General features: G+C 64.5%; 26 protein-coding genes. 9 read left to right on the top strand and 17 right to left on the bottom strand.

What is annotated here, in order from left to right; translation table 11 throughout:
* Nucleotides 1-127: 127 nt before the first annotated feature.
* The 3 genes from ACGTN6_RS18430 to purU all read right to left on the bottom strand — a co-directional run bounded on the left by ACGTN6_RS18430 (nucleotide 128) and on the right by purU (nucleotide 2,201).
* Nucleotides 128-466 carry a hypothetical protein gene (locus ACGTN6_RS18430; protein WP_394594422.1) on the bottom strand — a complete coding sequence of 113 codons (339 nt, stop codon included), beginning with the start codon at nucleotides 464-466 and terminating at the stop codon, nucleotides 128-130.
* 170 nt (nucleotides 467-636) lie between these two features.
* Nucleotides 637-1,308 (bottom strand): energy-coupling factor ABC transporter permease, encoded by a 672-nt coding sequence (locus ACGTN6_RS18425; protein ID WP_394594421.1) that lies wholly within the window; start codon nucleotides 1,306-1,308, stop codon nucleotides 637-639.
* A 38-nt stretch (nucleotides 1,309-1,346) separates the two neighbouring features.
* Complete coding sequence (gene purU, locus ACGTN6_RS18420; RefSeq protein WP_183388384.1) at nucleotides 1,347-2,201, bottom strand: formyltetrahydrofolate deformylase; 855 nt, start codon at nucleotides 2,199-2,201, stop codon at nucleotides 1,347-1,349.
* Nucleotides 2,202-2,439: 238 nt separating this feature from the next.
* On the opposite strand from purU, the gene ACGTN6_RS18415 reads away from it, so the two are divergent.
* Nucleotides 2,440-4,038 (top strand): ribonuclease J, encoded by a 1,599-nt coding sequence (locus tag ACGTN6_RS18415; RefSeq protein WP_394594420.1) that lies wholly within the window; start codon nucleotides 2,440-2,442, stop codon nucleotides 4,036-4,038.
* A gap of 134 nt (nucleotides 4,039-4,172) precedes the next feature.
* Here ACGTN6_RS18415 and ACGTN6_RS18410 read toward each other — a convergent pair whose 3' ends face one another.
* The 7 genes from ACGTN6_RS18410 to mobA all read right to left on the bottom strand — a co-directional run bounded on the left by ACGTN6_RS18410 (nucleotide 4,173) and on the right by mobA (nucleotide 9,393).
* Nucleotides 4,173-4,466 (bottom strand): H-NS family histone-like protein, encoded by a 294-nt coding sequence (locus tag ACGTN6_RS18410; RefSeq protein WP_183388385.1) that lies wholly within the window; start codon nucleotides 4,464-4,466, stop codon nucleotides 4,173-4,175.
* Between the two features lie 232 nt (nucleotides 4,467-4,698).
* Complete coding sequence (gene moaA / locus ACGTN6_RS18405) at nucleotides 4,699-5,691, bottom strand: GTP 3',8-cyclase MoaA (RefSeq protein ID WP_394594419.1); 993 nt, start codon at nucleotides 5,689-5,691, stop codon at nucleotides 4,699-4,701.
* A complete protein-coding gene (gene moaE, locus ACGTN6_RS18400) occupies nucleotides 5,688-6,149 on the bottom strand; it encodes a molybdopterin synthase catalytic subunit MoaE (protein WP_394594418.1) in 462 nt (153 codons plus the stop codon). The genes moaA and moaE overlap by 4 nt, the downstream gene beginning before the upstream one ends.
* Before the next feature lie 2 nt (nucleotides 6,150-6,151).
* Nucleotides 6,152-6,961 (bottom strand): cyclic pyranopterin monophosphate synthase MoaC, encoded by an 810-nt coding sequence (moaC, locus tag ACGTN6_RS18395; protein WP_394594417.1) that lies wholly within the window; start codon nucleotides 6,959-6,961, stop codon nucleotides 6,152-6,154.
* A 10-nt stretch (nucleotides 6,962-6,971) separates the two neighbouring features.
* Nucleotides 6,972-8,225 (bottom strand): molybdopterin molybdotransferase MoeA, encoded by a 1,254-nt coding sequence (gene moeA, locus ACGTN6_RS18390; protein ID WP_394594416.1) that lies wholly within the window; start codon nucleotides 8,223-8,225, stop codon nucleotides 6,972-6,974.
* Entirely contained in the window at nucleotides 8,222-8,809 is a 588-nt protein-coding gene (gene mobB, locus ACGTN6_RS18385) for a molybdopterin-guanine dinucleotide biosynthesis protein B (protein ID WP_394594415.1), read from the bottom strand. The genes moeA and mobB overlap by 4 nt, the downstream gene beginning before the upstream one ends.
* Nucleotides 8,806-9,393, bottom strand: a complete 588-nt coding sequence (gene mobA / locus ACGTN6_RS18380) for a molybdenum cofactor guanylyltransferase MobA (protein WP_394594414.1) — start codon at nucleotides 9,391-9,393, stop codon at nucleotides 8,806-8,808. Before mobA ends, mobB begins: the two co-directional genes overlap by 4 nt.
* Before the next feature lie 217 nt (nucleotides 9,394-9,610).
* Here mobA and ACGTN6_RS18375 point away from each other — a divergent pair, with 217 nt between their 5' ends.
* On the top strand, nucleotides 9,611-10,195 hold the full coding sequence (locus tag ACGTN6_RS18375) for a cupin domain-containing protein (protein ID WP_394594413.1): 585 nt from the start codon (nucleotides 9,611-9,613) through the stop codon (nucleotides 10,193-10,195).
* Nucleotides 10,196-10,282: 87 nt separating this feature from the next.
* On the opposite strand, the gene mmsB is transcribed toward ACGTN6_RS18375, so the two are convergent.
* The 3 genes from mmsB to ACGTN6_RS18360 all read right to left on the bottom strand — a co-directional run bounded on the left by mmsB (nucleotide 10,283) and on the right by ACGTN6_RS18360 (nucleotide 13,613).
* Entirely contained in the window at nucleotides 10,283-11,185 is a 903-nt protein-coding gene (mmsB, locus tag ACGTN6_RS18370; RefSeq protein WP_394594412.1) for a 3-hydroxyisobutyrate dehydrogenase, read from the bottom strand.
* An 84-nt stretch (nucleotides 11,186-11,269) separates the two neighbouring features.
* Nucleotides 11,270-12,424 carry an enoyl-CoA hydratase/isomerase family protein gene (locus ACGTN6_RS18365; protein WP_394594411.1) on the bottom strand — a complete coding sequence of 385 codons (1,155 nt, stop codon included), beginning with the start codon at nucleotides 12,422-12,424 and terminating at the stop codon, nucleotides 11,270-11,272.
* Nucleotides 12,425-12,446: 22 nt separating this feature from the next.
* Nucleotides 12,447-13,613 (bottom strand): acyl-CoA dehydrogenase family protein, encoded by a 1,167-nt coding sequence (locus tag ACGTN6_RS18360; protein ID WP_394594410.1) that lies wholly within the window; start codon nucleotides 13,611-13,613, stop codon nucleotides 12,447-12,449.
* A 234-nt stretch (nucleotides 13,614-13,847) separates the two neighbouring features.
* Here ACGTN6_RS18360 and ACGTN6_RS18355 point away from each other — a divergent pair, with 234 nt between their 5' ends.
* Together ACGTN6_RS18355 and ACGTN6_RS18350 are read left to right on the top strand one after the other, a co-directional pair.
* Nucleotides 13,848-14,291, top strand: coding sequence for a MerR family transcriptional regulator (locus tag ACGTN6_RS18355; protein ID WP_183388396.1), 444 nt, complete (start codon nucleotides 13,848-13,850; stop codon nucleotides 14,289-14,291).
* A gap of 109 nt (nucleotides 14,292-14,400) precedes the next feature.
* Nucleotides 14,401-16,092, top strand: a complete 1,692-nt coding sequence (locus tag ACGTN6_RS18350; RefSeq protein WP_394594409.1) for an AMP-binding protein — start codon at nucleotides 14,401-14,403, stop codon at nucleotides 16,090-16,092.
* Nucleotides 16,093-16,268: 176 nt separating this feature from the next.
* On the opposite strand, the gene ACGTN6_RS18345 is transcribed toward ACGTN6_RS18350, so the two are convergent.
* Both ACGTN6_RS18345 and nagZ read right to left on the bottom strand, forming a co-directional pair.
* Nucleotides 16,269-16,847 carry a hypoxanthine-guanine phosphoribosyltransferase gene (locus tag ACGTN6_RS18345; RefSeq protein ID WP_394594408.1) on the bottom strand — a complete coding sequence of 193 codons (579 nt, stop codon included), beginning with the start codon at nucleotides 16,845-16,847 and terminating at the stop codon, nucleotides 16,269-16,271.
* 35 nt (nucleotides 16,848-16,882) lie between these two features.
* Entirely contained in the window at nucleotides 16,883-17,896 is a 1,014-nt protein-coding gene (nagZ, locus tag ACGTN6_RS18340; RefSeq protein ID WP_394594407.1) for a beta-N-acetylhexosaminidase, read from the bottom strand.
* A 362-nt stretch (nucleotides 17,897-18,258) separates the two neighbouring features.
* On the opposite strand from nagZ, the gene ACGTN6_RS18335 reads away from it, so the two are divergent.
* From ACGTN6_RS18335 to ACGTN6_RS18320, 4 genes are all read left to right on the top strand, one after another.
* Nucleotides 18,259-19,110, top strand: coding sequence for a prepilin peptidase (locus ACGTN6_RS18335; protein ID WP_394594406.1), 852 nt, complete (start codon nucleotides 18,259-18,261; stop codon nucleotides 19,108-19,110).
* Nucleotide 19,111: 1 nt separating this feature from the next.
* Nucleotides 19,112-19,738, top strand: coding sequence for a dephospho-CoA kinase (coaE, locus tag ACGTN6_RS18330; protein WP_394594405.1), 627 nt, complete (start codon nucleotides 19,112-19,114; stop codon nucleotides 19,736-19,738).
* A gap of 120 nt (nucleotides 19,739-19,858) precedes the next feature.
* Nucleotides 19,859-20,089 (top strand): DNA gyrase inhibitor YacG, encoded by a 231-nt coding sequence (gene yacG / locus ACGTN6_RS18325; protein WP_394594404.1) that lies wholly within the window; start codon nucleotides 19,859-19,861, stop codon nucleotides 20,087-20,089.
* A 4-nt stretch (nucleotides 20,090-20,093) separates the two neighbouring features.
* Nucleotides 20,094-20,963 carry a DNA replication terminus site-binding protein gene (locus ACGTN6_RS18320; RefSeq protein WP_394594403.1) on the top strand — a complete coding sequence of 290 codons (870 nt, stop codon included), beginning with the start codon at nucleotides 20,094-20,096 and terminating at the stop codon, nucleotides 20,961-20,963.
* Between the two features lie 18 nt (nucleotides 20,964-20,981).
* On the opposite strand, the gene ACGTN6_RS18315 is transcribed toward ACGTN6_RS18320, so the two are convergent.
* A complete protein-coding gene (locus ACGTN6_RS18315; protein WP_394594402.1) occupies nucleotides 20,982-21,248 on the bottom strand; it encodes a hypothetical protein in 267 nt (88 codons plus the stop codon).
* A gap of 371 nt (nucleotides 21,249-21,619) precedes the next feature.
* On the opposite strand from ACGTN6_RS18315, the gene ACGTN6_RS18310 reads away from it, so the two are divergent.
* Nucleotides 21,620-22,411, top strand: coding sequence for a helix-turn-helix transcriptional regulator (locus ACGTN6_RS18310; RefSeq protein WP_394594401.1), 792 nt, complete (start codon nucleotides 21,620-21,622; stop codon nucleotides 22,409-22,411).
* Between the two features lie 58 nt (nucleotides 22,412-22,469).
* On the opposite strand, the gene ACGTN6_RS18305 is transcribed toward ACGTN6_RS18310, so the two are convergent.
* On the bottom strand, nucleotides 22,470-22,850 hold the full coding sequence (locus ACGTN6_RS18305) for a histone-like nucleoid-structuring protein, MvaT/MvaU family (RefSeq protein WP_394594400.1): 381 nt from the start codon (nucleotides 22,848-22,850) through the stop codon (nucleotides 22,470-22,472).
* Nucleotides 22,851-23,016 lie beyond the last annotated feature (166 nt).

Here is a 23,016-nt window from a genome sequence, read left to right as displayed (position 1 = left end):
CCCGTCGCCCGTCGCCCGTCGCCCGTCGCCCGTCGCCCGTCGCCCGTCGCCCGTCGCCCGTCGCCCGTCGCCCGTCGCCCGTCGCCCGTCGCCCGTCGCCCGTCGCCCGTCGCCCGTCGCCCGTCGCTCAGCGTATCCGATCCATGATCCGCACTTCATGCAACGGCACCCCGTGGTGCCGTGCAGCCTGCCAGCGTTCATCGCTGCTTTCCTTGCTGGCCAGACGATAAATAGCGATTCGCCGGGGTAAGAACACCAGCTCCGCCAGCGCCCACGCCACCAGAAATCCGCAGCCGGCAAGCCACCAGCCGGTGGGATCGAAGCGAAGCGCCAGGCCGTAGCTGATCACCGGGGTCATCAACAAAGCGAACCAAAGCTGGTGGACGCCAAAGAAACGATGGTCATTCAACATCTGGCGGCGAATCAGCCTGGCAGAACGCACTACAGGGGAAGCCGTCATGGTCATGTCGGGTCTGAGCCATTTCGAAGATGGCCATACTGTGTCAAAACTGGCGCCGACCGATCGTTACATCACAGGCTTAAAGCAACTGCTAATTCAGCTAAAGTTACAGTAGAGGTGCTTCTTGTAACATATTGATACCTGAGAGCGCGATCTACTGCCTATTGCCGGCTTCGCTATTTAGTATCGATATAGCGGTGGGCGTTGAAGGTAGCGACCCACTCGGGGTGATACACCATCAGGATGCTCATCAGCATGCCGGTGATGAAGGCTTCCGAAGGCATCAGCAGCGGCAGGAAGCGGGCATACTCCAGGGCCTGGTGCATGGCCTCGGCATCGGTGGCGCCCAGCGCCATCAATCCCACCGCAGCCAAACCGCTGCCCAGCGCAGTGAGCGCCGAGCCGAAGAAGGCGCAGACGAACAGGAAGACCATCAGATGATCGGGCAGGCGTCGGTCGACCCATCGCCAGACGAGGCTGATGATCAGTACCGGCACCACGCCAGTCACCAGCACGTTGACGCCCAACAGTGACCAGGCATCCCGGCCCAGCAGCACCATGACCAGGTTCACCAGGGTCACCGACACCAGCGCCAACGGCGCCTTGAACAGCAGCGTCAGCAAGGCGGTGAACATCAGGTGAAGGGTCAGCCACTCCACCGCCTGGGCCCTGAGCTGCCACAGCAACATGACCACGACGGTGGCCGCCAACCAACGATGCTGATGGGCACGATCGACCAGTAGCGCCTGCCACGGACGACGTGTCAGCGCCAGCCCGAGAAAGGCCAGCGACATGCCGCTTCCCAGCCACAGCAGCCAAGGCGCCAGCACCGGCTCGGAAAAGGACATCGCGCCGCTCCCGATTGCGTTACGTCCTCGCCGTCGATCTAGGCGAAGACCACCGTCTTGTTGCCATGCACCAGCACACGATCCTCGAGATGCCAGCGCAGGCCGCGAGCAAGCACGGCCTTCTCCACGTCGCGGCCAAAGCGCACCAGATCGTTGGGCGTGTGACAGTGGCTGACACGATGGATGTCCTGCTCGATGATCGGACCGGCATCCAGGTCTTCGGTGACGTAGTGGCAGGTGGCGCCGATCAGCTTGACGCCACGCTGATACGCCTGATGGTAAGGCTTGGCACCGGCGAAGGACGGCAGGAAACTGTGGTGAATGTTGATCACGCGACCGGCGTATCGCTCGCAGAGGCTGGGCGGCAGGATCTGCATGTAGCGCGCCAGCACCACGCAATCAGCCCGCGTTTCGTCAACCAGACGCTGCACCTCGGCGAAAGCGACCGACTTGTCGTCGGGATCGACCGGGACGTGATGGTAGGGAATACCGTGCCACTCGGTCAGCGAGCGCATGTCATCATGATTGGAAATCACCGCGGCAATGTCGCAGTCGAGCTCATTGGCGGTCCAGCGATACAGCAGGTCCACCAGGCAGTGGCTCTCGCGGGATACCATCAGTACCACGCGACGACGCTGATGGGTATCGGTCAGCGCCCAGTCCATGCCGAATTCATCGGCAATAGGTGAAAAGGCATCGCGCAAGGCCTCGGCAGACATACCGATGGAATCGGCCAGGATCACGTAGCGCATGAAGAAGCGCCCCGACTCCAGGTCGGAGTGCTGGCTGGCTTCGGTGATGGAACCGCCCTGGCCGGTAATGAAGCTGGAGACGCGCGAGACGATTCCCAATCTGTCGGGGCAGGAAACCACGAGCCGGTAATAGTGTGACATCGAAAGACCGTAACCCTGGAAGTGTCGAACGGACCTGCATTGTAGCGAAATCCCCGGCGCAAGACAGACCCGTACACCAGTGATTCCGTCGCGTTGTGGGCCAACGCCACGATCCCGTATAGTGAAAACCACATTTTCCGTTTCCGGCCCCTCGATGCCTCAACCCCGCGTCCAGATTCGCCCCCGCCGCCGCCCTCCCCTGCGTTTCCTGCCGCTGGGGGGCTGCGGGGAGATTGGCATGAACCTCAACCTCTACGGCTACGGGGAGAAGAACCACGAGGAAAGCTGGATCGCCGTGGATTGCGGCATGATGATCCGCCAGGATCTGCCCGACAGCCCGCTTCAGGTACCTGACCTGTCGACCCTCGGCACGCTGGACATCACGCCTGAGGCGCTGATCATCACCCACGGCCACGAAGATCATATCGGCGCTGCCGCCTGGCTGTGGCCCCAGTGGGGATGTCCGATCCACGCCACTCCTCTGGCGGCCGGCCTGCTACGCGCCAAGTTCGCCGAGCGCGGCCTCAGCCAGCAGGCCATCCAGGTCATCGAACCCGGAGAGGCGCTGAGCGTCGGTGCCTTCACTCTGCGCTACCTGCCGCTGACCCACTCGATTCCCGAGAGCTGCGCACTGCTGATCGCTGCCGGCTGCCATCGGGTGTTGCACACGGGAGACTGGAAACTCGATCCGGCTCCGCTGATCGGCCCCACCGTAGATTCCGAGACCTACCGCGCCCTGGCCCCGGTCGACCTGGTGGTGGGTGATTCCACCAACGCTCCCGTGCCAGGGCACTCGCGCAGCGAGGGGCTAGTCGCCGACGCTCTCGCTGCGGCTATCGACGGCTGCCAGGGGCGCGTGGTGGTGAGCTGCTTCGCCAGCAACCTGGCCCGCGTGCTGGCCATTGGCCGCGCCGCCGAGCGCTGTGGCCGCCGGATCAGCCTGATGGGGCGCTCGATGGAGCGGATGGTCGGCGTGGCCCGGGGGCTCGGCTACCTGGACGACCTGCCGCCCCTGGTCCCGGTCACCGACCTCGGCTACCTGCCACCCGACGAGGTACTGGTGATCGCGACCGGCAGCCAAGGGGAACCCCGCGCGGCGCTGTCGCGGCTCGCCAAGGGTCGGCACCCGCATTTCGAGCTTGAACCCGGCGACAGCGTCATCTTCTCCTCCAAGGCCATCCCGGGCAACGAACGGCTGATCGAGCGCCTCAAGCGAGGCCTGACACGACTCGGCGTATCGCTGCTGGACGAGACCAACCATGCGGAACTGCACGCCTCGGGCCATCCTGCCCAGGAAGAGCTCGCCACCCTGTATGGCTGGGTCCGCCCCCGGCACCTACTGCCGGTACATGGCGAATCCCGCCATCAGCAGGCTCATCAGGAAGTGGCCACGGCACTCGGCATCATGGCCCCGCTGATCCCCCGCAATGGCGACATGATCCGCCTGGACGCCGAGGGCCTGCATCTAGACAAGCGTCATCCCCAGACGCCACGTATCATTCACCAGGACGAGGTGGCCAGGCTGCCAGGTCTCGGCGGCAGCGCCGAACACCGACATGGCCAGCTGTACCTGGCCCTGACGGTCACCGCCGCCACCAACGGCGGCTGGACGCGTATCGGCCGCCTGCTGCTGGATACCAGTGACGCTAGTCCGCTGGACGAAGATGCCTTCAGCGACTGGCTCGACGACTGTCTCGATGACATTCGGGTGGAATCGCTCGCCGAGCTGCGACTGGCATTGCGCCCCCGCATGCTCGCCTGGTTCGGCGACCATCTACGCCGCATGCCAGAGATCCATCTGCAGATACTCGCCGCAGAAGCCGAGATGCCGGGATAAGGGTAGTGAGTGGTGAGTCATCCCGGATGGCATGGCCCTGAGCAACGACAAACCCCGAAGGTCGTGACCTTCGGGGTTTACGTATCACGCTGCGCTTGTCATTGCCAAATGGCGCGCGTGCATTGGCGCTGGCTTCACGCCTTGTCGGCAGCCTTCTTCGGCGGACGCCCACGCTTGCGCTGCGGCTGTTCGGGGACCAGATCCTCGATCGACAGGCCGGCCTCGTTGATCTGTTCACGAATTTCGGCAAGCTTGCGAGCCTTGAGAGCCTCTTCTTCCTGGCGCTGACGCTCTTCGTCGTGCTTCTGCTCGATGACCTCGCCGATCACCTCGGCCAGCTTGTGGAGTTGCTCCATGCTGAGTTGACGCGCCGCCGCTCGGGCGACGTTCTTGTTGCGAGCGATGCGCTCCAGGGTATGTTCTGACATTGCCCTCTCCATGAAGAAAATTGACGCACGGCCTATATGTGACCGATGTACGGAAAAGTATATGCGCCGCTGTCACTTTGGCAAGAAAAGCGACACAAAAATACATCCAGATGATATAGAAAGACCAGGCGGGAGGAGTGGCGATCAAACCGAAAAACCCTAGGTATTGGTAGAAAGGAAGAAAGCAGCGAGGGCAGCGTTCCATGCACCACCCTCGCTCATTGCTGGATAACTACCCCCCGGTCATGTTCATGAAGCGCACTACCTGCACATCGCCGTCGGTGGTGAAATGATGCCGCTCAGGCTTGAGAGGCATGGCAGCCACGATGGCTTCCTTGAGGGCATCGATATCGCCGGGATGGCGACGCAGCACGGCACGAAGATCCACCGAGTGTTCATTACCGAGGCATAGCAACAGGCGCCCTTCCACAGTGACCCGGACGCGATTGCAGCTGGCGCAGAAGTTATGGCTGTGCGGCGAGATGAAGCCAACCCGTGTATCGCTATCGGGCATCTGAAAATAGCGGGATGGTCCCATCGTCGACTCGGTGGTGGGCACCAGGCGATGACGCGCCTCGATCAGTGCCTGGACGTCATCGCTGGAACAGAAGGTCTCGTCGCGAGTATGGTCCGAGACATCTCCCAGGGGCATTTCCTCGATGAAGCTGATGTCGAGCCCTTCGCGACGAGCGAAGTCCACCAGCTCGACGACTTCGTCGTCGTTACGCCCCTTGAGAATGACCGCATTGAGCTTGATCCGATCAAAGCCGACCGCCTTGGCCGCACGGATGCCATCGATCACCTTGTCCAGATCCCCCGTGCGGGTCAGTCGACGGAAGCGCTCCTTGTCGAGGGAATCGATGCTGATATTGAGACGCTGGAGCCCCCCTTCCCGCAGCCGCTCGGCATACTTGGGAAGGCTGGCACCGTTGGTCGTCATGGCGAAGTCCCTGAGCCCCGGCAGCGCACCGATGTCCGCCACCAGGCGATCGATGTCCCGGCGAACCAGCGGCTCGCCTCCCGTCAGGCGGATCTTCTCCACGCCAAGTTCGGTAAAGGCCCTCGCCACCAGTGACAGCTCCTCGAGAGTGAGCACCTGGGCGCGTGGCAGGAAGGTCATCTCCTCGCTCATGCAATAGACGCAGCGAAAATCACACCGATCAGTGACCGAGATGCGGACATAGCGCACTCGCCTGCCGAAATCGTCGATGAGTTCGTCGGTCATGATGAAGTCTCCCAGCGTCTGGCATCTTGATGATCGGTCTCACGTTCGGCCACCCAATAGTCGCCGCTGGCGGAGTGCTCCTTCTTCCAGAAGGGCGCACGGGTCTTGAGGTAATCCATGATGAAATCGCAGGCCTCGAAGGCGGCGCGCCGGTGGGCACTGGCGACTACCACTAACACGATGGGATCCCCGGGGGCCAGACGCCCAACCCGGTGAATCACCCTGATGCCCTGAAGCGGCCAACGCGACTCGGCCTCGTCGGCGATCGACTCGAGGGCCGATTCGGTCATGCCCGGATAATGCTCCAGGCTCAGCGCTTCGATGTCAGGTCGTTCGTTGAAATCACGTACCAGGCCGGTGAAGCTGACCACCGCGCCGATATCGGTGCGCTCTGCGAGCACTTCTCGCTGCACGGCGCCGGCGTCGAAAGTTTGTTGTTGTACGCGCACACGTGACATATTCAGCCTCCGGTGACCGGGGGAAAGAAGGCAACCTCGTCCTGGGCGGTCAGCGGCGTGGCATTGCCTGCCATCACCTGATTGACGGCACATAGCACGCGCCCTTCCTCGAGGCCGGCGAAGCGAGGATCCATGGCCTTCAGCGCCGCCTTGAGCCCGCCCACGTCGGCACGCTCGAGCGATTCGAACGGCACAGACACTTCGCCGACACCGAGGCGCTCACGCAGTTCGGCCAGGCATTTGACCAGTACGCAGGGCTCATCCAGCACACAGCGAGCCCCCAGGGTCACCTCGCCGGCCTCGCCCTCACCGGTGACGATAGGCGCTTCACCGAGCCCCATATCGCGACGGTAATCGCCGGAGCGGCCTCCGCTCTTGGCATCCAGGTGGATCTCGCCAATTTCCATGTCCTTGTCCACCGCCTTGCACATGTCATAGAGCGTCAAACAGGCCACCGACACGGCCGTCAACGCCTCCATCTCGACCCCGGTGCGGCCGGTCAGCCGGCAGCTGGCGGTGACCCGCACGCAGGCGTTGGCCTCGTCCAGCTCGAACGCCACGCTGACCTTGGAGAGGGGCAGCGCATGACACAGCGGGATCAGCTCGTGGGTCCGCTTGGCGGCCTGAATGCCGGCGATCCGCGCCGTCGCCAGCACGTCGCCCTTGGGCAGACCGCCGTCGGCGAGCAACGCCAGGGTCGCGGTGCGCATGTGGATCACGCCGGAAGCACTCGCCTCGCGGTGAGTCTCGGGCTTGTCACCGACATCGACCATGTGGGCTTCGCCGCGGGCATTGAGGTGGGTCAGGCTCATGAAAGGGGCCTCATGACAATCGGGAAAGGGGTTGAATGACCACCGCTTCGCCGGGCTCGACCGACCCGCGGGTCGCGTCGAGCTCGATCAGGCAATCGGCGGCCACCATCGAGGACAGGATGCCGGAGCCCTGCGCACCGGTCGGTCGCACCCAGCGCCGGCCATGCTCATCGCTGCGGAGGATGCCGCGCAGGTAGTCGGTGCGGCCAGAGCGGCTTCTCAGCGGTGCGTCGGCCAGGGCGTACTCTCGTTCGGGCTCGAAATCGGCACGTCCCTGCAGCCGCCTCAGCAGCGGCGCGACGAACTGCAGGAACGTCACCATCACCGCCACCGGGTTGCCGGGCAGGCCGAGGAACGGCACCTGGCGAGCGCCGAGTACGCCGCAGGCCAGCGGCCGACCGGGGCGAATGGCAATACGCCAGAAGGCCAGCTGGCCCACTGTCTCCAGCGCCTGCCGTGTGTAATCCGCCTGGCCCACTGATACGCCGCCACTGGTCAGCACCAGATCGGCGCATCGAGCGGCCTCTTCCAGTGCCGCGACGACGGCCGCGGGATCGTCGCTCAGGATGCCGAGGTCGATCACCTCGGCGCCGTGTTCCCTCAGCAGGCCATGCAGGCTGAAACGGTTGGCGTCATAGATGCCAGCCGCAGGCAACGGCTCCCCTGGCGCGGTCACTTCATCGCCGGTGGAGAAGATCGCCACCCGGGGGCGGCGGAACACCACCGCGTCAGCAAGGCCAAGTGATGCCACAAGCCCCAGTTCGGCGGCACCGAGCCGGTGACCGATGGTCAGGGCACGCTGGCCGTGAGCGATATCTTCTCCGGCCTGGCGCACGTGCTGGCCACGACGCACGGCCTCGGGTCGGTCGACGCTCACCTCTGCTGCCATCTCACGCAGCTGCTCGCGCATGATCACCGTATCGGCGCCCGGCGGCAGCGGCGCGCCGGTGGTGATCGCCACGCACTCGCCCGGCGCCAACGGGACCTCGCGGCGATGCCCCGCCAGCACTTCGCCGACCAGCCGCCAGCGAACCGGCGGCTCGCCCTGCTCTGGCCAGGCCAGGGCGATGCCATCCATGGCGGCATTGGTGTTCTGTGGCACGTCGATGGGGGAGATCACCTCCTCGGCCAGCACCCGACCGAGCAGGTCATCGAGGGGCAACCGCTCCGCGGGCAGAACGTCGGCAACCAGCTCGGCCAGGGCCTTGCGCGCCTCATCCGGTGTCAGCATGTGCTCGCCGAGTTCGAAGCAGGAAAGCGTCATGCCCGAGGCTCCTCGTGGCGCGGCCGACGCTGGTCGGACCAGCGTCCGGGCCAGGCGGCCACCCAGTCGGCAAGTCGCTCGAGGTCGTTGAGATCCAGCGCCTCCACCCCAGCCGGCAGGGGCGGCGCACCATCGCTGGCCACCGCCTTGATCCAGCCATCCTCGGCGGCCCGCAGCGGCTTGCCCACGTCTTCACGGTAGAGCTCCAGCTTGGGCAACGGCCAGGCCTTGAAGCCCTCTACCAGCACCAGGTCCGGCGCCTGAGGCCGCACCATGGCGACCAGCTCGGCAAGATCGGCCTCCTCGCGGTCTGGCGTTTCCATCATCAACGCGATCCGCGCCCCGGAAGCCACCAGCATCGGCTCGGCGCCGGCCTGGCGCAGCCGATGGCTGTCCTTGCCAGGCTGGTCCACGTCGAAGGCGTGGTGGGCGTGCTTGATCACCGCCACCCGAAGCCCACGCTGACGCAGCGCCGGCAGTAGCCGCTCCAGCAGGGTGGTCTTGCCGGTACCGCTCCAGGCGGCGATGCCCAGCAGCGGCAAGTCATCCAGCAGCGGCAGCGGGCCAGCGTTCGCGTCGCTCATGGCCGCGCCTCCTCGAGACGCCGACGATCGGCCTCGGTGTTGAGGTTGGCAAAGGCCTCGACGCAGTCCGACATATCCACGGGCTGCCAGGCGTGACGCGCATACCAGCGATCAATCTTGCGTTCGCCGGCGGCCAGCGCCTGTGCCAGATCGTCGGCCAGCGAGCGGCGGATTAGTGCCACCACCGGGTGCAACCGCTCGCCATCATGGGCCACGGCGATGTCGGCCTTGCCACGGCCGCCGACCAGACGAGCGACCAGGTCATTCGGCAGCGACGGACTGTCGCAGGGCACTACCACGACCCAGTCGGTGGTCGCCGCCCGCAGCCCGCTGTAGATACCCATCAACGGCCCCTGATACCCCGCCTCGACGTCGCCGATGACTCGATCGCCCCACTCGGTATAGGCATCGGCATGGCGATTGGCATTGATCAGCAGCTCCGCCACACGACCGACGAGGGGGGCGCGGGCATGGCAGACCAGGGGGCGACCGGCGAAAGGCGCGAGGCCCTTGTCGCGGCCGCCCATGCGTCGGCCCTGGCCACCGGCCAGGACCAGGCCGGTGAGGGCGTCACGATGGATCACAACGAGGCTCCAGCAGGATGTTCGGGCATGGCCTCATGATGCCTCAGCCTCGCCGCAGGTTCCATGACCAGAGGGTCAGGTTCGGTGCCGATCGCGACATCGGAGGCGTCATGACTTATCGCCACGGCCTGCAAACGGTATCATCCGTCAATAATTTTCCACGACATACCATTCTCCGACATGAGCAGGATCGCGGCACGCACCGTGAACGATATCAATGGATGAAGGTTTCGACGTAGGCGCACGCCTCCGCCAACTGCGCCTGGAACGGGGGCTTTCCCAGCGCGAGCTCGCCAAGCGCGCACAGGTCACCAACAGCAGTATCTCGCTGATCGAACAGAACAGCGTCAGTCCCTCGGTGAGTTCGTTGAAGAAGATCCTCGATGCCCTGCCGGTGTCGATCAGCGCCTTCTTCGCCGGGGAGGAAACCAGCCACCCCCGCCCTTTCTACAAGGCCGGCGAGCTGACCGAGATCGGCGACGGCAAGCTCTCATGGCGGCTGGTCGCCGCCCGACGCCCGGATCGACGCATGTCGGTGCTTCACGAGCGCTATCCACCGGGCTCCGACAGCGGCGAAGAGATGCTCGAACACGACGGCGAGGAAGGCGGCGTGGTGATCTCCGGCCAGATCGAGATCACCGTCAACGGCGAGGTGGAGGTCCTGTCGGAAGGCGACGCCTACTACTTCGATTCACGCCTGCCCCACCGCTTTCGCAACATCGGCGAGCGGGAGTGCGTGATCGTCAGCGCCAATACCCCGCCGTCGTTCTCTGACGGCGGGGAAGAGTTGCATCATGGGTAATAGCGACTGGTGAGTGGCGAGCCACGGGCAACGCACTACCCGTCGCCCGTCGCCCGTCGCCCGTCGCCCGTCGCCCGTCGCCCGAGGCTAGGACTCCTCCCCCGCCCGATACAGCGTCTGGATGCTGGAGAAGTCCAGCCGACCGCTGCCCTGGGCGCTGTGCAGGGCGAACAGGTTGCGAGCCTGGGAGCCCATGGGCACGCTGGCACGGGTCTTGAGCGCCAGCTCCCAGGCAAGCCCCAGGTCCTTGGCCATCAGGTCGGTGAGGAAGCCGCCCTGATAGTCGCGGGACGACGCCGAACCCTCCATCACCCCCGGCCAGGGGTTATAGACATTCAGCGCCCAGTTACCGCCGCTGCTCTGCTTCATGATCTCGGACAGTACAGCGGGATCCAGCCCATTCTTGACGCCCAGTGCCAATGCCTCTGCCGTGCCGCTCATCAGGATACCGAGCAGCATGTTGTTGCAGATCTTGGCCACCTGGCCGGCACCCACCTCACCGGCATGGAAGATATTCTTGCCCATGACCTCGAGCACCGGCGTCGCCTTCTCGAAGCCGGCCGCATCACCGCCGACGATGAAAGTCAGGGTGCCGGCCTTGGCACCGCCGATGCCGCCTGAGACGGGGGCGTCCAGGTAAGTCAGGCCGCGTGCGGCCGCGGCCTCGCCGACCAGGCGAGCATCGTCCGGGGAGATGGTCGAGGCATCGATGATCAGCGGCTGGTGCGTCAGGTCGTCGAGCAGCCCGGGCGCCTGGTCGCTGCCGAGATAGAGCCCGCGCACGTGAGCGCCTGCAGGCAGCATGGAGATGACCACCTCGGCGTCGCGACAGGCGGCCGCGGCACTCTCGGCGCGCCGGGCTCCCTGCCCCTCCAGCGCCGCCACGGCGTCCTCGACCAGGTCGAAGACGCAGACGTCGTAGCCGGCGCTCAGCAGGTTGGCGGCCATCGGCGCGCCCATGTTGCCGAGTCCGATGAAGGCGATTGTCATGGCGTTGCTCCTTGAGTCCGATACAGGAAGCACTTCCTGAAGGCTATTGATGTTGTTGTGCAATACGGCAATCGCGCGAATCGACTAGCCGACCCGGCGGCCCACACCGAGATCTCTCAACGGGTGCGCTTCGCTCGACCAGGGCGAGGCCAGCATCGCCTGGATGTCCGCCTCCGGCACGCTGGCCACATCGGCATGCGACCAGCGCGGCTGCTTGTCCTTGTCGATCAGCAGGGCACGCACGCCCTCGGCCAGGTCACCCTGATGGCAGCACTGCACCGAGAGCCCGAGCTCGTCGCGGAAGGCATCGGCCAGGCTGGAGTGGCGGTGGCGCTCCAGCATCCGCCATACCAGATGGGCGGTCATGGGGCAGCCGCTGGACAGTCGGGCTCGGTTGGCCGAGAGCCAGGGGTCATCGCGATCGTCGGCCAGGATGCGCGCCACGGCATCGCTGGGCCCGACCTCGCCGACCAACGCCTGCAGGTGGTCGCGCCGCGGCCAAACCTGGCCCTCTGGCGCGGCGCCGCGAGCCTCGAAGCGATCGAGCACGCCCTGCACGGCGAGCCGGCAGTCGGCCGGCTCGCGGTCGCCGTAATCGGCCTCGGCCAGGGCGCCGAGCAGGTCGTCGCGGCGCTCACGCGGCACGAAGCGGTCCGCCAGCCCCAAGTCCAGGGCGTCGCGGGCATTGAGCTGGGCGCCGGTGAGCCCCAGATAGGCGCCGATACCGGGGGGCATGCGATTGAGGAACCAGCTGGCGCCGATGTCGGGATACAGGCCGATGGTGATCTCGGGCATGGCGATCAGCGTGGTCTCGGTGACCAGTCGCTGGAAGCCACCGGCCATCAGTCCCAGGCCGCCGCCCATGACGATGCCATCGCCCCACACAAGCAGCGGCTTGGGATAGGTATGGATACGATGATCGAGCCGATATTCGGCGGTGAAATAGGTTTCGGGAAACAGGCCGCCGCGCGCCGCACCGCGGACATCCCCCTCCTCGGCGAGGGAACGGTACAGCGCTACCACGTCGCCGCCGGCACAGAAGGCCTTGTCGCCGGCCCCCTCGAGCCACACCGCGACCACGCTGCGGTCCACTGCCCAGGCCTCGAGCTTGGCCGCGAGGGACTGAATCATCTCCAGCGACAGGGCATTGAGCGACTTCGGGGCATTGAGAGTGGCCACGCCCACCCGACCGCCGCCACACGTAGGCAATTCGTCGAAACTGACCGCAAGGTCCGACATCAGTGTCTCTCCTGGTGTCCGGTTACTGAAGCGATTCGATGACGCCGTCGGCCAGCAGCCGACGAGCGACGATCAGTCGCATGATCTCGTTGGTTCCCTCAAGGATCTGGTGGACCCGAGTGTCGCGGACCAGCCGCTCCAGGGGATATTCGCGGATATAACCATAGCCGCCGTGCAGTTGCAGAGCCTCGTTGCAAACGTTAAAGCCCATGTCGGTGGCGAAGCGCTTGGCCATGGCGCAATGCGCAGTGGCTTCGGGGTCGCCCTGGTCGAGCCGCCAGGCGGCATGGCGCACCATCAGCCGGGCCGCCGTGAGTTCGCTGGCCATGTCGGCGAGCTTGAACTGCAGGGCCTGGAAACTCGCCAGCTCCCGGCCGAACTGCTTGCGCTCGGCCATGTAGTCGCGCGACAGGGTCAGCGCCTGCTGTGCGGCCCCCAGGGAACAGCTGGCGATGTTCAATCGACCGCCGTCGAGCCCCTTCATGGCGAACTTGAAGCCTTCGCCCTCTTCGCCAAGGCGGTTGCCCACCGGCACCCTCACGCCATCGAAGCTTATCAGGCAGGTTGGCTGGCTCTTCCAGCCCATCTTCTCTTCCTTCTTGCCGACCACCACGCCTTCGGCGTCGGCCGGCACCAGGATCGCCGAGACGCCAGCGGCGCCGCTGTCCGGCTCGCCGGTGCGCGCCATCACCACCAGCACGTCGGTGGCACCGGCCCCGGAGATGAACATCTTCGATCCGCTGATGACATATTCATCGCCTTCCCTGACCGCCCGGGTCTTGAGGCTGGCGGCATCCGAACCGGCGCCCGGCTCGGTAAGACAGTAGGAGCCCAGGGCATCACCGGCTATCATGGCCGAGACATAGCGCTCGCGCAGGGCGTCGCTCCCCCAACTGGCGACCATCCAGGTCACCATGTTGTGAATGGTCAGGTAGGCGGTGGTAGCGATGCAGCCTTGGGCAAGCTGCTCAAAGATCAGCGACGCATCGAGACGCGACAGGCCCAGGCCGCCCTGTTCCTCCGGCGTGTAGATGCCGAGGAAGCCGGCCTCGCCGGCGCGGCGGATCACGTCAACCGGGAAATGGCTCCGCGCGTCCCAGTCGGCGGCGTGCTCAGCCAGCTCGACCCGGGCGAAATCGGCGGCGGCATCGGCCAGCGCCTTCTGGTCATCGGTAAGCGCAAAATCCATGGGAACCTCTCGTCATACGGCTTGGGAGAACGGGATCCGGGTCGGTCGCCGGCCAGCCGCGCGCCACAGGGGCGATCGCCAACCGGCCCACGGCAACCAACCTAGCACTTGCTTGGTTTATCCCATATCACCCCATGGTCGAACAAGCACTTTACGTTAACGTAAACCTCGTCTAGGGTTTCCTGACGAGGTGGGAAACCGCCGGCGGACCACCCGGCTACAGGAATGATCGTCATGAGTCGAACCTCATCACAGGCCCCGGAAGCCAGTTCGGACGCCCTGCCCCGGCAGCAGCGTACCTACAGCATCGGCGAGCTGGCGAAAATGTTCGAGGTGACGCCGCGCACCATTCGCTTCTACGAACAGGAAGGACTGCTGGCGCCGAGCCGGCAGGGCCAGAAGCGTATCTACCGCGAAAAGGACCGCGTGCGCCTCAAGCTGACGTTACGCGGCAAGCGTCTGGGCTTCTCGCTGGCCGAAATCCGGGAAGTGGTGATGATGTACGACGCCATGCCCGACGGAAACGCGCGCCAGCTGAAACGCCTGCTGGAGATTCTCAAGGAGAAGCGCGCCGATCTTGAGCAGCAGCTCGAGGACATCCGCCTAATGCGCATGGAGATCGACGACGTGGATCAGCGGGCGCGAGAGGTGTTGCGCCACCTGGACCAGGAAGACTGAAAGCATCGAGCGACGTTCCTGCAGCAGCGTCGCTTGATGCCGGCCGGGCCGTGATCCCCGGGGCGCGCATCCCGCCCCCTGCGTTCATGCCACAACAACGAGAGCCACCATGTCACGCCTAACCCGTCATAACAGCTACGTCAGCGGCATCAGCGACACCCCCCTGAAGGGACAGACCATCGGCGACTGCTTCGACCAAACCGTCGCCCGTTTCCCGGATAGAGATGCCCTGATCAGCCGCCACCAGGGACTGCGCTACAGCTGGAGCACCCTGCAGGGCGCGGTAGACCGGGCGGCCCGAGCGCTGCTGGCCCTGGGCGTCACCAAGGGAGAGCGAGTCGGCATCTGGTCGCCGAACTGCGCCGAGTGGACCATCACCCAGTTCGCCACCGCCAAGCTCGGCGCCATTCTGGTCAACATCAACCCAAGCTATCGCACCCACGAGCTGGAATACGCACTCAAGCAATCGGGCACCTCCACGCTCATCCTGCAAGGCGCGTTCAAGACGTCCGATTACGTGGCCACCCTGGCCGAACTGGTGCCGGAGCTTAGCGAGGGCACACCGGCCCACGTCGACAGCCCCGTGCTACCGGACCTCGAGCGCGTGATCTGCCTCGACGCCGAGCGTGCCCTACCGGGCATGTATACCTGGGAAGGGATGCTCGCCTACGCCGACGAAGTGCCCGCTTCGCGGCTGGCCGAAGTCCAATACGGCCTGCAGTTCGACGAACCGATCAATATCCAGTACACCTCGGGCACCACCGGTGCACCCAAGGGCGCTACCCTCTCGCACCACAACATCCTCAACAACGGTTTCTTCGTGGCGCGCACTATGGGCCTCAGCGAGGCCGATCGCATGGTGATCCCGGTGCCGCTCTACCACTGCTTCGGCATGGTGATGGGCAATCTGGGCTGCATGACCCACGGCGCGGCGATGATCTACCCGGGCGATGGCTTCGACCCCCATGCCACCCTGCAGAGCGTTGCCGAAGAGCGCGCCACCGCCCTCTACGGCGTACCGACCATGTTCATCGCCGAGCTGGAGCATCCAGAGTTCGAGACGTTCGATCTCTCCAGCCTGCGCACCGGCGTCATGGCCGGCTCCATCTGCCCCATCGAGGTGATGCGTCGAGTCATCGACCAGATGCACATGGAAGGAGTCACCATCTGCTATGGCATGACCGAGACCAGCCCAGTCAGCCTGCAGACCCAGACCGATGCGCCGCTGGACAAGCGAGTGACCACGGTGGGCGCCATCCACCCTCACCTGGAGGTCAAGCTGGTCAGCCCGGACAGCGGAGCGGTGATACCCCGCGGCGAGACCGGCGAACTGTGCACTCGCGGCTACAGCGTGATGCTGGGTTACTGGAACAACGAAGAGGCGACTGCCAAGGCCATCGACCCGGCCGGCTGGATGCACACCGGCGACCTGGCGACCATGGACGACGAGGGCTATGTGGCCATCGTGGGACGCATCAAGGACATGATCATCCGCGGCGGCGAGAACATCTATCCCCGCGAAATCGAGGACTTTCTGTATACCCATCCGGCGATCTCCGACGTGCAGGTCATCGGCGTGCCCGACGAAAAGTACGGCGAGGAAGTCATGGCCTGGGTCAAGCTCAGCGAGGGAGAAGCGCTCGACGAGGACGCGCTCAAGGCCTTCTGTCAGGGCAAGATTGCCCACTACAAGATCCCCCGCTACGTGAAGTTCGTCGACGAGTTCCCGATGACCGTCACCGGCAAGATCCAGAAATTCAAGATGCGCGAGGAAGCGACGCACGAGCTCGGACTCGACTGAAAGCTGGAAGCTGGAAGCTGGAAGCTGGAAGCTGGAAGCTGGAAGCTGGAAGCTGGAAGCTGGAAATCAGCGTGAACTAGACCAACAGACCACAACACCCCCTTCGGGAAACCGAAGGGGGTGTTGTTCTTCCAGCTTCACGCTTCGAGCTTAAGGCTCCCGCTCGATAGAGCGGGCTAAAGCCCCTTGGGCGCAAAGATACCCGGGGCGTTGCGCCAGTAGCCCTGGTAGTCCATGCCGAAACCGAAGACGTAGCGGTCGACGACTTCGAGGCTGCAGTAATCGGCCTTGAGGTCGGGCATGGCCTTGCGGTCATGGCGCTTGTCGACCAGCACGGCGGTGGAGATGCTGGCGGCCCCTGCTTCACGGCAGTAGTCGAGGATCGCGGCCAGCGTCGCGCCTTCATCGAGAATGTCGTCGACGATTACCACATGGCGGCCGGCCATGGGGATTTCCGGAGAGACGCGCCAGAACAGCTCGCCCCCGCGAATGCCGCCACGGTAGCGGGTGGCGTGGAGATAGTCGACTTCCAGGGGAAAGCCGAGCCGGGTCAGAAGGTGGCCGGTGGTGATCAGGCCGCCGTTCATCACGCAGTAGAAGACCGGCAGCTTGTCGCCCAGATCACGGGCTATCTCGTCGGCCATGCGATCCAGAGCACGTTCGACCTCTTGCTGGCTGATCAGGCAATCGGCGGAATCCATGACCTCACGCATGTCCGCCAGGGACGGGAGGGCATCGGCATCGAGTTTGGGCATCGGAAGCTCGTCGTGGTTCGTCATTCGGGAAAGAGTCAGTCGGCGGCCATCGCCTCGAGGCGAGCATGCACACGGCGCCATCGGGACAGCGCACCGAGGGCATCGAGCTCGGGACGGGCACGCCCGTAGCGCAGCTTGGCGACACGCTTGCTGGCACGCCCCTCGCAGGCAGCCACGACCTCAACGGCCGCGGCACGATCGTTGCACACCAGCAACATGTCGCATCCGGCTTCCAGGGCCTGACGGGCTCGCTCTGCGGGCGCACCGGCGGTACGGGCACCCGCCATGCTGAGATCGTCGGAGAAGATGGCGCCCTTGAAGCCCAGCGACTCGCGCAGCATGCCCAGCCAGGCGGGCGAGAACCCCGCCGGCCGATGATCGAACGCCGAATACACCACATGCGCCGGCATCACACCCCCCAGGCGAGACGACAGCGCATTGAAGGGTATCAGGTCGCGCTGTCGCAGCGCCTCGAGCGGACGCTCGTCCACCGGCAGCTCGTGGTGGGAATCCGCAGCCACGCCTCCGTGGCCGGGAAAGTGCTTGCCAACCGCCGCCATGCCGGCCTCGTTGAGCCCCTCGATGAAGGCAGCGGCCAGAATGGTCACGATCTCGGGATCACCACCGAAGCTGCGATCGCCGATCACCGTGGAATGTCCTGCATCGACATCCAGCACCGGTGCAAAGCTGAGATCCAACCCGCAGGCTGCCATCTCCATGCCGAGCAGCCAGCCGGCATCCTGGCACAAGCGCCGAGCGACTTCGGGAGCAGCCAGATACTCGCGGCCTAGCCGCGACATGGAGGGCAGCCGGGTAACACCCTCGCGCAGGCGCTGTACGCGCCCACCCTCCTGGTCGATGGCCAGCAGCAGGTCAGAACGCACCTCGCGAATCGACCGGCACAGCTCGCGGACCTGGTCGGCATTCTCGACGTTGCGGCCAAACAGGATCACCCCGCCAACCGCCGGCTGCACCAGCAGCTCTCGCTCCTCGTCATGCAGCCGTGTCCCTTCCAGGTCCAGCATCACCGGTCCAAGCGTCTGGGTCATGATCGCCTTCCTGACGGATGAAGGGGGGCGATTCTAGACCAAAGACGCCTGTTGCGACAGCCTACGCCCCGTCGAACTTCCAGGATCATGGTAGCGCGCCTTCGAGCCATGAGCGACGAGAGGCATTGGCATACGGTCTGAGTATCCGTCGGAACAAGGTGGCTCACCGTGACAGATGGCTGGGTACCATGCGGGCGAAAAGCACGGCCATGTCGTTTACGGTGAACCAGAGCGCCGTCCACTTCTCGGCCTGCCGTCTCGCGCTCCAATGCAACAGCATCTCGTCAATGCCCCATCCCGGACAAGCCGGCCTCTGCAACGTAGAATGTGCACCGACACTCTTCGCGAATCCGGAGCGCCCTTTGCCTGTCGACTTGCCCCCTCAGCTGCTGTGGCCGCTGACAGCCTTCATCGGCCTGTGTCTCGGCAGCTTTCTCAACGTGGTGATCACGCGCCTGCCGGTGATGCTGATGCGCGAGTGGCGCGCCGAGGCGCGGCAGGCACTGGAACTGGAGACCGAATCGGCGTCAGCCTTCAACCTGGTCACGCCTCGCTCACTGTGTCCACGCTGCGAGACGCCGATCGCCTGGCACGACAACCTGCCACTGCTCGGCTGGCTGAAACGACGCGGTCGCTGCGCCCACTGCAACACCCGCATCAGCCTGCAATACCCGCTGGTGGAACTGGCAGGCGCCCTGCTGACCCTGGCAGTGACGGCCCTGTTCGGCCCCACGCTCGAGGGCACCTTCATCCTCGCCGCGTGCCTGAGCCTGTTGGCCATGGCGGTCATCGACTTGCGCACCCAACTGCTACCGGACATCATGACGCTCCCCCTGCTGTGGGCCGGACTGCTCTATCAACTGCTGTGTCAGCCGTTGCAGCTGCCATCTGCGGTGATCGGTGCCATGGCCGGCTATCTCTCGCTGTGGAGCTTCTACTGGTTGTTCAAGGCGGTGACCGGCAAGGAAGGCATGGGCTACGGCGACTTCAAGCTGTTTGCAGCGCTGGGGGCTTGGCTGGGCTGGATCTACCTGCCACTGGTGCTGATCCTGGCCGCCGGCGCCGGAGCGATCGTCGGGGTGCTGGTCCAGCTGGCGGTGCCCCGGCTACGCGGTGCCCCCATGCCCTTTGGTCCCTGGCTCGCCGCAGCCGGCTGGATCGCGCTGCTGCTCGGCGAGCCGCTAATGGCGACCTATCTGACCCTGGTGATGTGATATGTCCAAAACGCCCCTGATCGTTGGCGTAACCGGCGGCATCGCCTCCGGCAAGTCCACCGTCGCCCGCGCCTTCGCCGCACTGGGCATTCCCTGGGTAGATGCCGACGACGTGGCTCGCGAAGTAGTCGAGCCCGGCGAGCCGGCTCTGGCCGCTATCGCCGAACGCTATGGCAAACACGTGCTGCAGCCCGACGGCGAACTGGATCGTCGCGCGTTGCGCGAAATCGTGTTCGCCGACCCAAGCGAGCGGCGCTGGCTGGAATCCGTGACACACCCGCGCATACGCCAACGCCTGCTCGAGCGGCTGGATGCCTTTCGCGGGAATCATGCGCATCCCTATGCGCTGCTGGTCTCGCCGCTGCTATTCGAGTCGGGGCAGCACCAACTCGTCGACCGCGTGCTGGTCATCGACGTGCCGGAGTCACTGCAGATTCGCCGTACCGCCAGCCGCGATGACGTGGACGAGACGCAAGCTCGCGCCATCGTCGCTGCACAAATGCCACGCGACCGTCGCCTGGCCCGCGCCGACGACATACTCGACAATGACACTGACAAGGCAGGCCTGACTGGCCAAGTCGCCGAACTGGACCGTCTTTACCGGGCGCTGGCGACCGGTAGGCCATGATGCCAGCCAACGCTTGGGGCCGCCGTCACGCCCCAAGGAAGTGACGCGGATTTGCCCCCGGGACGCGGATTCGCCATCCTTGTCATCATCGAGAACGCCCCAGCCACCGAGAGACATTGCATGCCCTCTGCCGATTCCGACCGCCCCCTCGAGATCGCCTGCCCTCAGTGCCGCAAGACGGTCCGCTGGAGCGAGGACAACCCCTACCGCCCCTTCTGCAGCAAGCGCTGCCGGCTACTCGATCTTGGCGCCTGGGCCGACGAATCCCATCGAATCGCCGGCGAGCCGGCCATGGACGAGGCCAATATCGACGCCTGGCTGGCCCAGGCCGACCGGGATGGTGGCGGCTGAGGCGATGAGTGCCGCTCCCGAATACCAGCTGCTGGCCAGGCTGGAGGCCGCCTATGACGCGCTGATCGAAGCCAGCGAGGCACTGGCCACCACATGGCGCAGTGAAGGCGGCGAAGCCTGGGCCTTCGAGGCAGCATGCGCCGACGCCGCTTGGCTGCATCGGGCGCTGCTGGACTTCTGGTATCAGGATGGTCAAGACGGCCGCAGCACGCGTAGTCACGTCGGCCTGATCGCGGCAACGCCATCGCTCATGGCCAGCGCTAGAGAAGTCAACGCCGCCAAGCGTGACTTCGCCGGCCTGCTCGGCCAGATTCGTGAGGAAGTGCCCAGCCTGCTGCCCGAGGTCAAGGCGGTGCTACCGTTCCGCCATCCCGAGCTGCACGATCATCTGCGCGGCAGCGGCCTGGCGCGACTGCATCTCAAGCAGTGCTGGCGAGCCATTCCCATGGCCCCGGCGCCGGTCTCCCGGGTAAGGCTCGCCTGGTACGCCAGCGGCCGCTCCATCAAGCGCTTGAGCGTACGCGACGCCGAACAGAAACTGCTGGCCCTCGACACCGATGCGCCACATGTTCGTATCCAGCTGCGTCAACTGGCCGGCATTCCCGACAGCGAACCTCTGGCCCAAGTGCAGCGGCAGGCGCCGCTGATGCGAGCCAACCTGTTCTTCCGCGATCCAATGGAGGACGGGCACACGCGACGCGCCATGAACGTGGCGCTACCGCTCTTCATACCGGCAGACGACGGCCGCCTACCGAGTCACAACTTGCCGCCGCCGCACCCACCCGAGAAGCGCACGCGCGCTCGTCGCAGCGACGAACGGCTGGAGCACGAGCCTTTTCTGCCCAGCCTGAGAGTATATAGATATCGTCACTAAAGCCGTCAGACTTGCGCGTCAGGCGATGCGACCGAGCGACTGAAGCGTCTTGAGAAGTTCGCTGACGCTCTCGGCCGGCAAGGCATAATCTTTCATCAGATCCTTCAGGCGCCGCTCGAAGGCTTGTTGACGTGACTGCTCATCGGTCTCCTGCTCCTCGATAGAGCGCACGGGAGGACCAGTGGGTATATCCAGTTGACGGCCGGGACTCTCGAGTTCGCGCAGCGCTTCGGCGAAGGCATCGTCGAGTTCACGGAACTTGCGTAACTTCTCACGCTCATCCATGGGCTTTCGGAATTTTTGCTGTTTCATTCGTGACCAGTCGGTTCAAGGCCCAGGCCGGGAAGGAAAAGCGCTGGCCGAGGCCTGATAAGGAAACCCACGCAGTATACCTCCAATCTCTTCGCCTGACACCTGTGAGCGGGTGACTCGACCCCATTATGTGCTGAATCGATCAATGATAAAAGGCAAACTTGCCTTCGACCCCCTTTAAGCGGCATAAAGCAAGAATACGATAAGCGTCCATAACAACAAGAATCGGGCCAGACATGGAACACCCGACGATCCCGGCATGAGATCTGGCGGCGCGTCGGCCGGATATGCCTCGACAGGCATCAGCAAGGCACGGGTTTATTATGCAGTTCGAGGGGAAGGCCATGTGCCAGGACATGATGCGAGCGGAAATCTGGCTCCAGGAAACTCTGGACAGCCAGCAAGGCATCGAAGAACTCGCCACGAGGATGGGATACTCATCTTCGCAGATCAGGCGTCGCTTCAGAAAGCGCTTCGGCGTCTCCCCCGGCACTTACCGGGACCAGTTGCGCCTGGAAAAAGCGGCTCGCTTGCTGATCCACACACCACAGAACATCAGTCATATTGCTGCCGTCTGCGGTTATCGCAATCACTCGGCCTTTTCGCGCGCCTTCCAGCGCTACTACGGCGATTCTCCACGCCACTACCGTCAGCGTCTGCGCCTGACATTGCAGAAGCAGTGCAGCGACAGCACCACCTTCAGCTACCAGATTCGCGAGCTACCAAGGCGCCAGGCGGTCCTGACCCGGCTCTATCACCCGCAACCCCTGGAGAACCTGCAGGGCTGGCAGCACCACACCTGGGGAGCCGAAGATCTCCCCTCGGCGCTCAACCAGGCCTCGCCGCTGGCCGTCTTTCACGATCAGCTGATAGCAGGCGGCCTGCCGCGTCTCGATCTCGGCGTAGCAGTCGACGACACCACGTCCCACCTGGCGCTACCGCCAACCTTCCGTCTGCAGAACCTACCTGCACGACGACTCGCCTGCATCACCCTGGACAGCACCCGACAGGTCGATTCGGCCGTACTGGACATGGCATGCCGCAGCCTCGCCGGTAGCGGTGCACCGCTGAACGGAGAGGCTCCACAACTGCTCCAGGAACACGGCGTGCTCGAGCTGCGCATTCCGCTGCTCTGACAACATGATGCCGCCTATCGAGGCGGCATCATGGCTTCAATGGAAAACGCCGAAGGTCTCAGTCCTCGGTGCGCACCAGCCAGGACTCGACGGTCTCGGCACCGAATTCGTCCTTCCAGGCTTTCAGGGTCTTCTGATTGCCACCGCGAGTCTCGACCACCTCGCCGGTGTTCGGATTCTTGTAGATCTTGAGCTTGCGCTTGCGGCGCCCACCGGCGCTGGGTGCCGAAGCCTTGGGCGCCGCCGCACCGGGCTTGGGGTTGAGCAACTCGATGACATCATTCGCGCTCTTGTCGAACTCCTTCATGAGCTCCTCGAGCTTAGTCTTGAACTCAAGCTCGGCTTTGAGCCGCTCATCGTTCTCCAGGCGCTCAAGCTCATTCTGGAGCTGCTTGAGTTGCTGCTCTTTCTGCATGTAATTGCTGAGTAGTGATGACATCTAACAAATCCTTATTGAACAATTCGGGAGTGCACCGACATTATTACGCCTATTAGCATATATCGCAACTCTGAACGAACAAGCCAGCCTTTTCGAGACATGGCGAAATATAACTTATCGCCACGCCCTAACTATGGTGCGACATCAGCTCGAGCAATTAATTCGC

The organism is Halomonas sp. B23F22_20 (assembly GCF_043496985.1).
GTDB lineage: Bacteria > Pseudomonadota > Gammaproteobacteria > Pseudomonadales > Halomonadaceae > Halomonas.
Note: the sequence above shows the minus strand (reverse complement) of the source record. Positions and strands in the feature narration are given on the sequence as shown.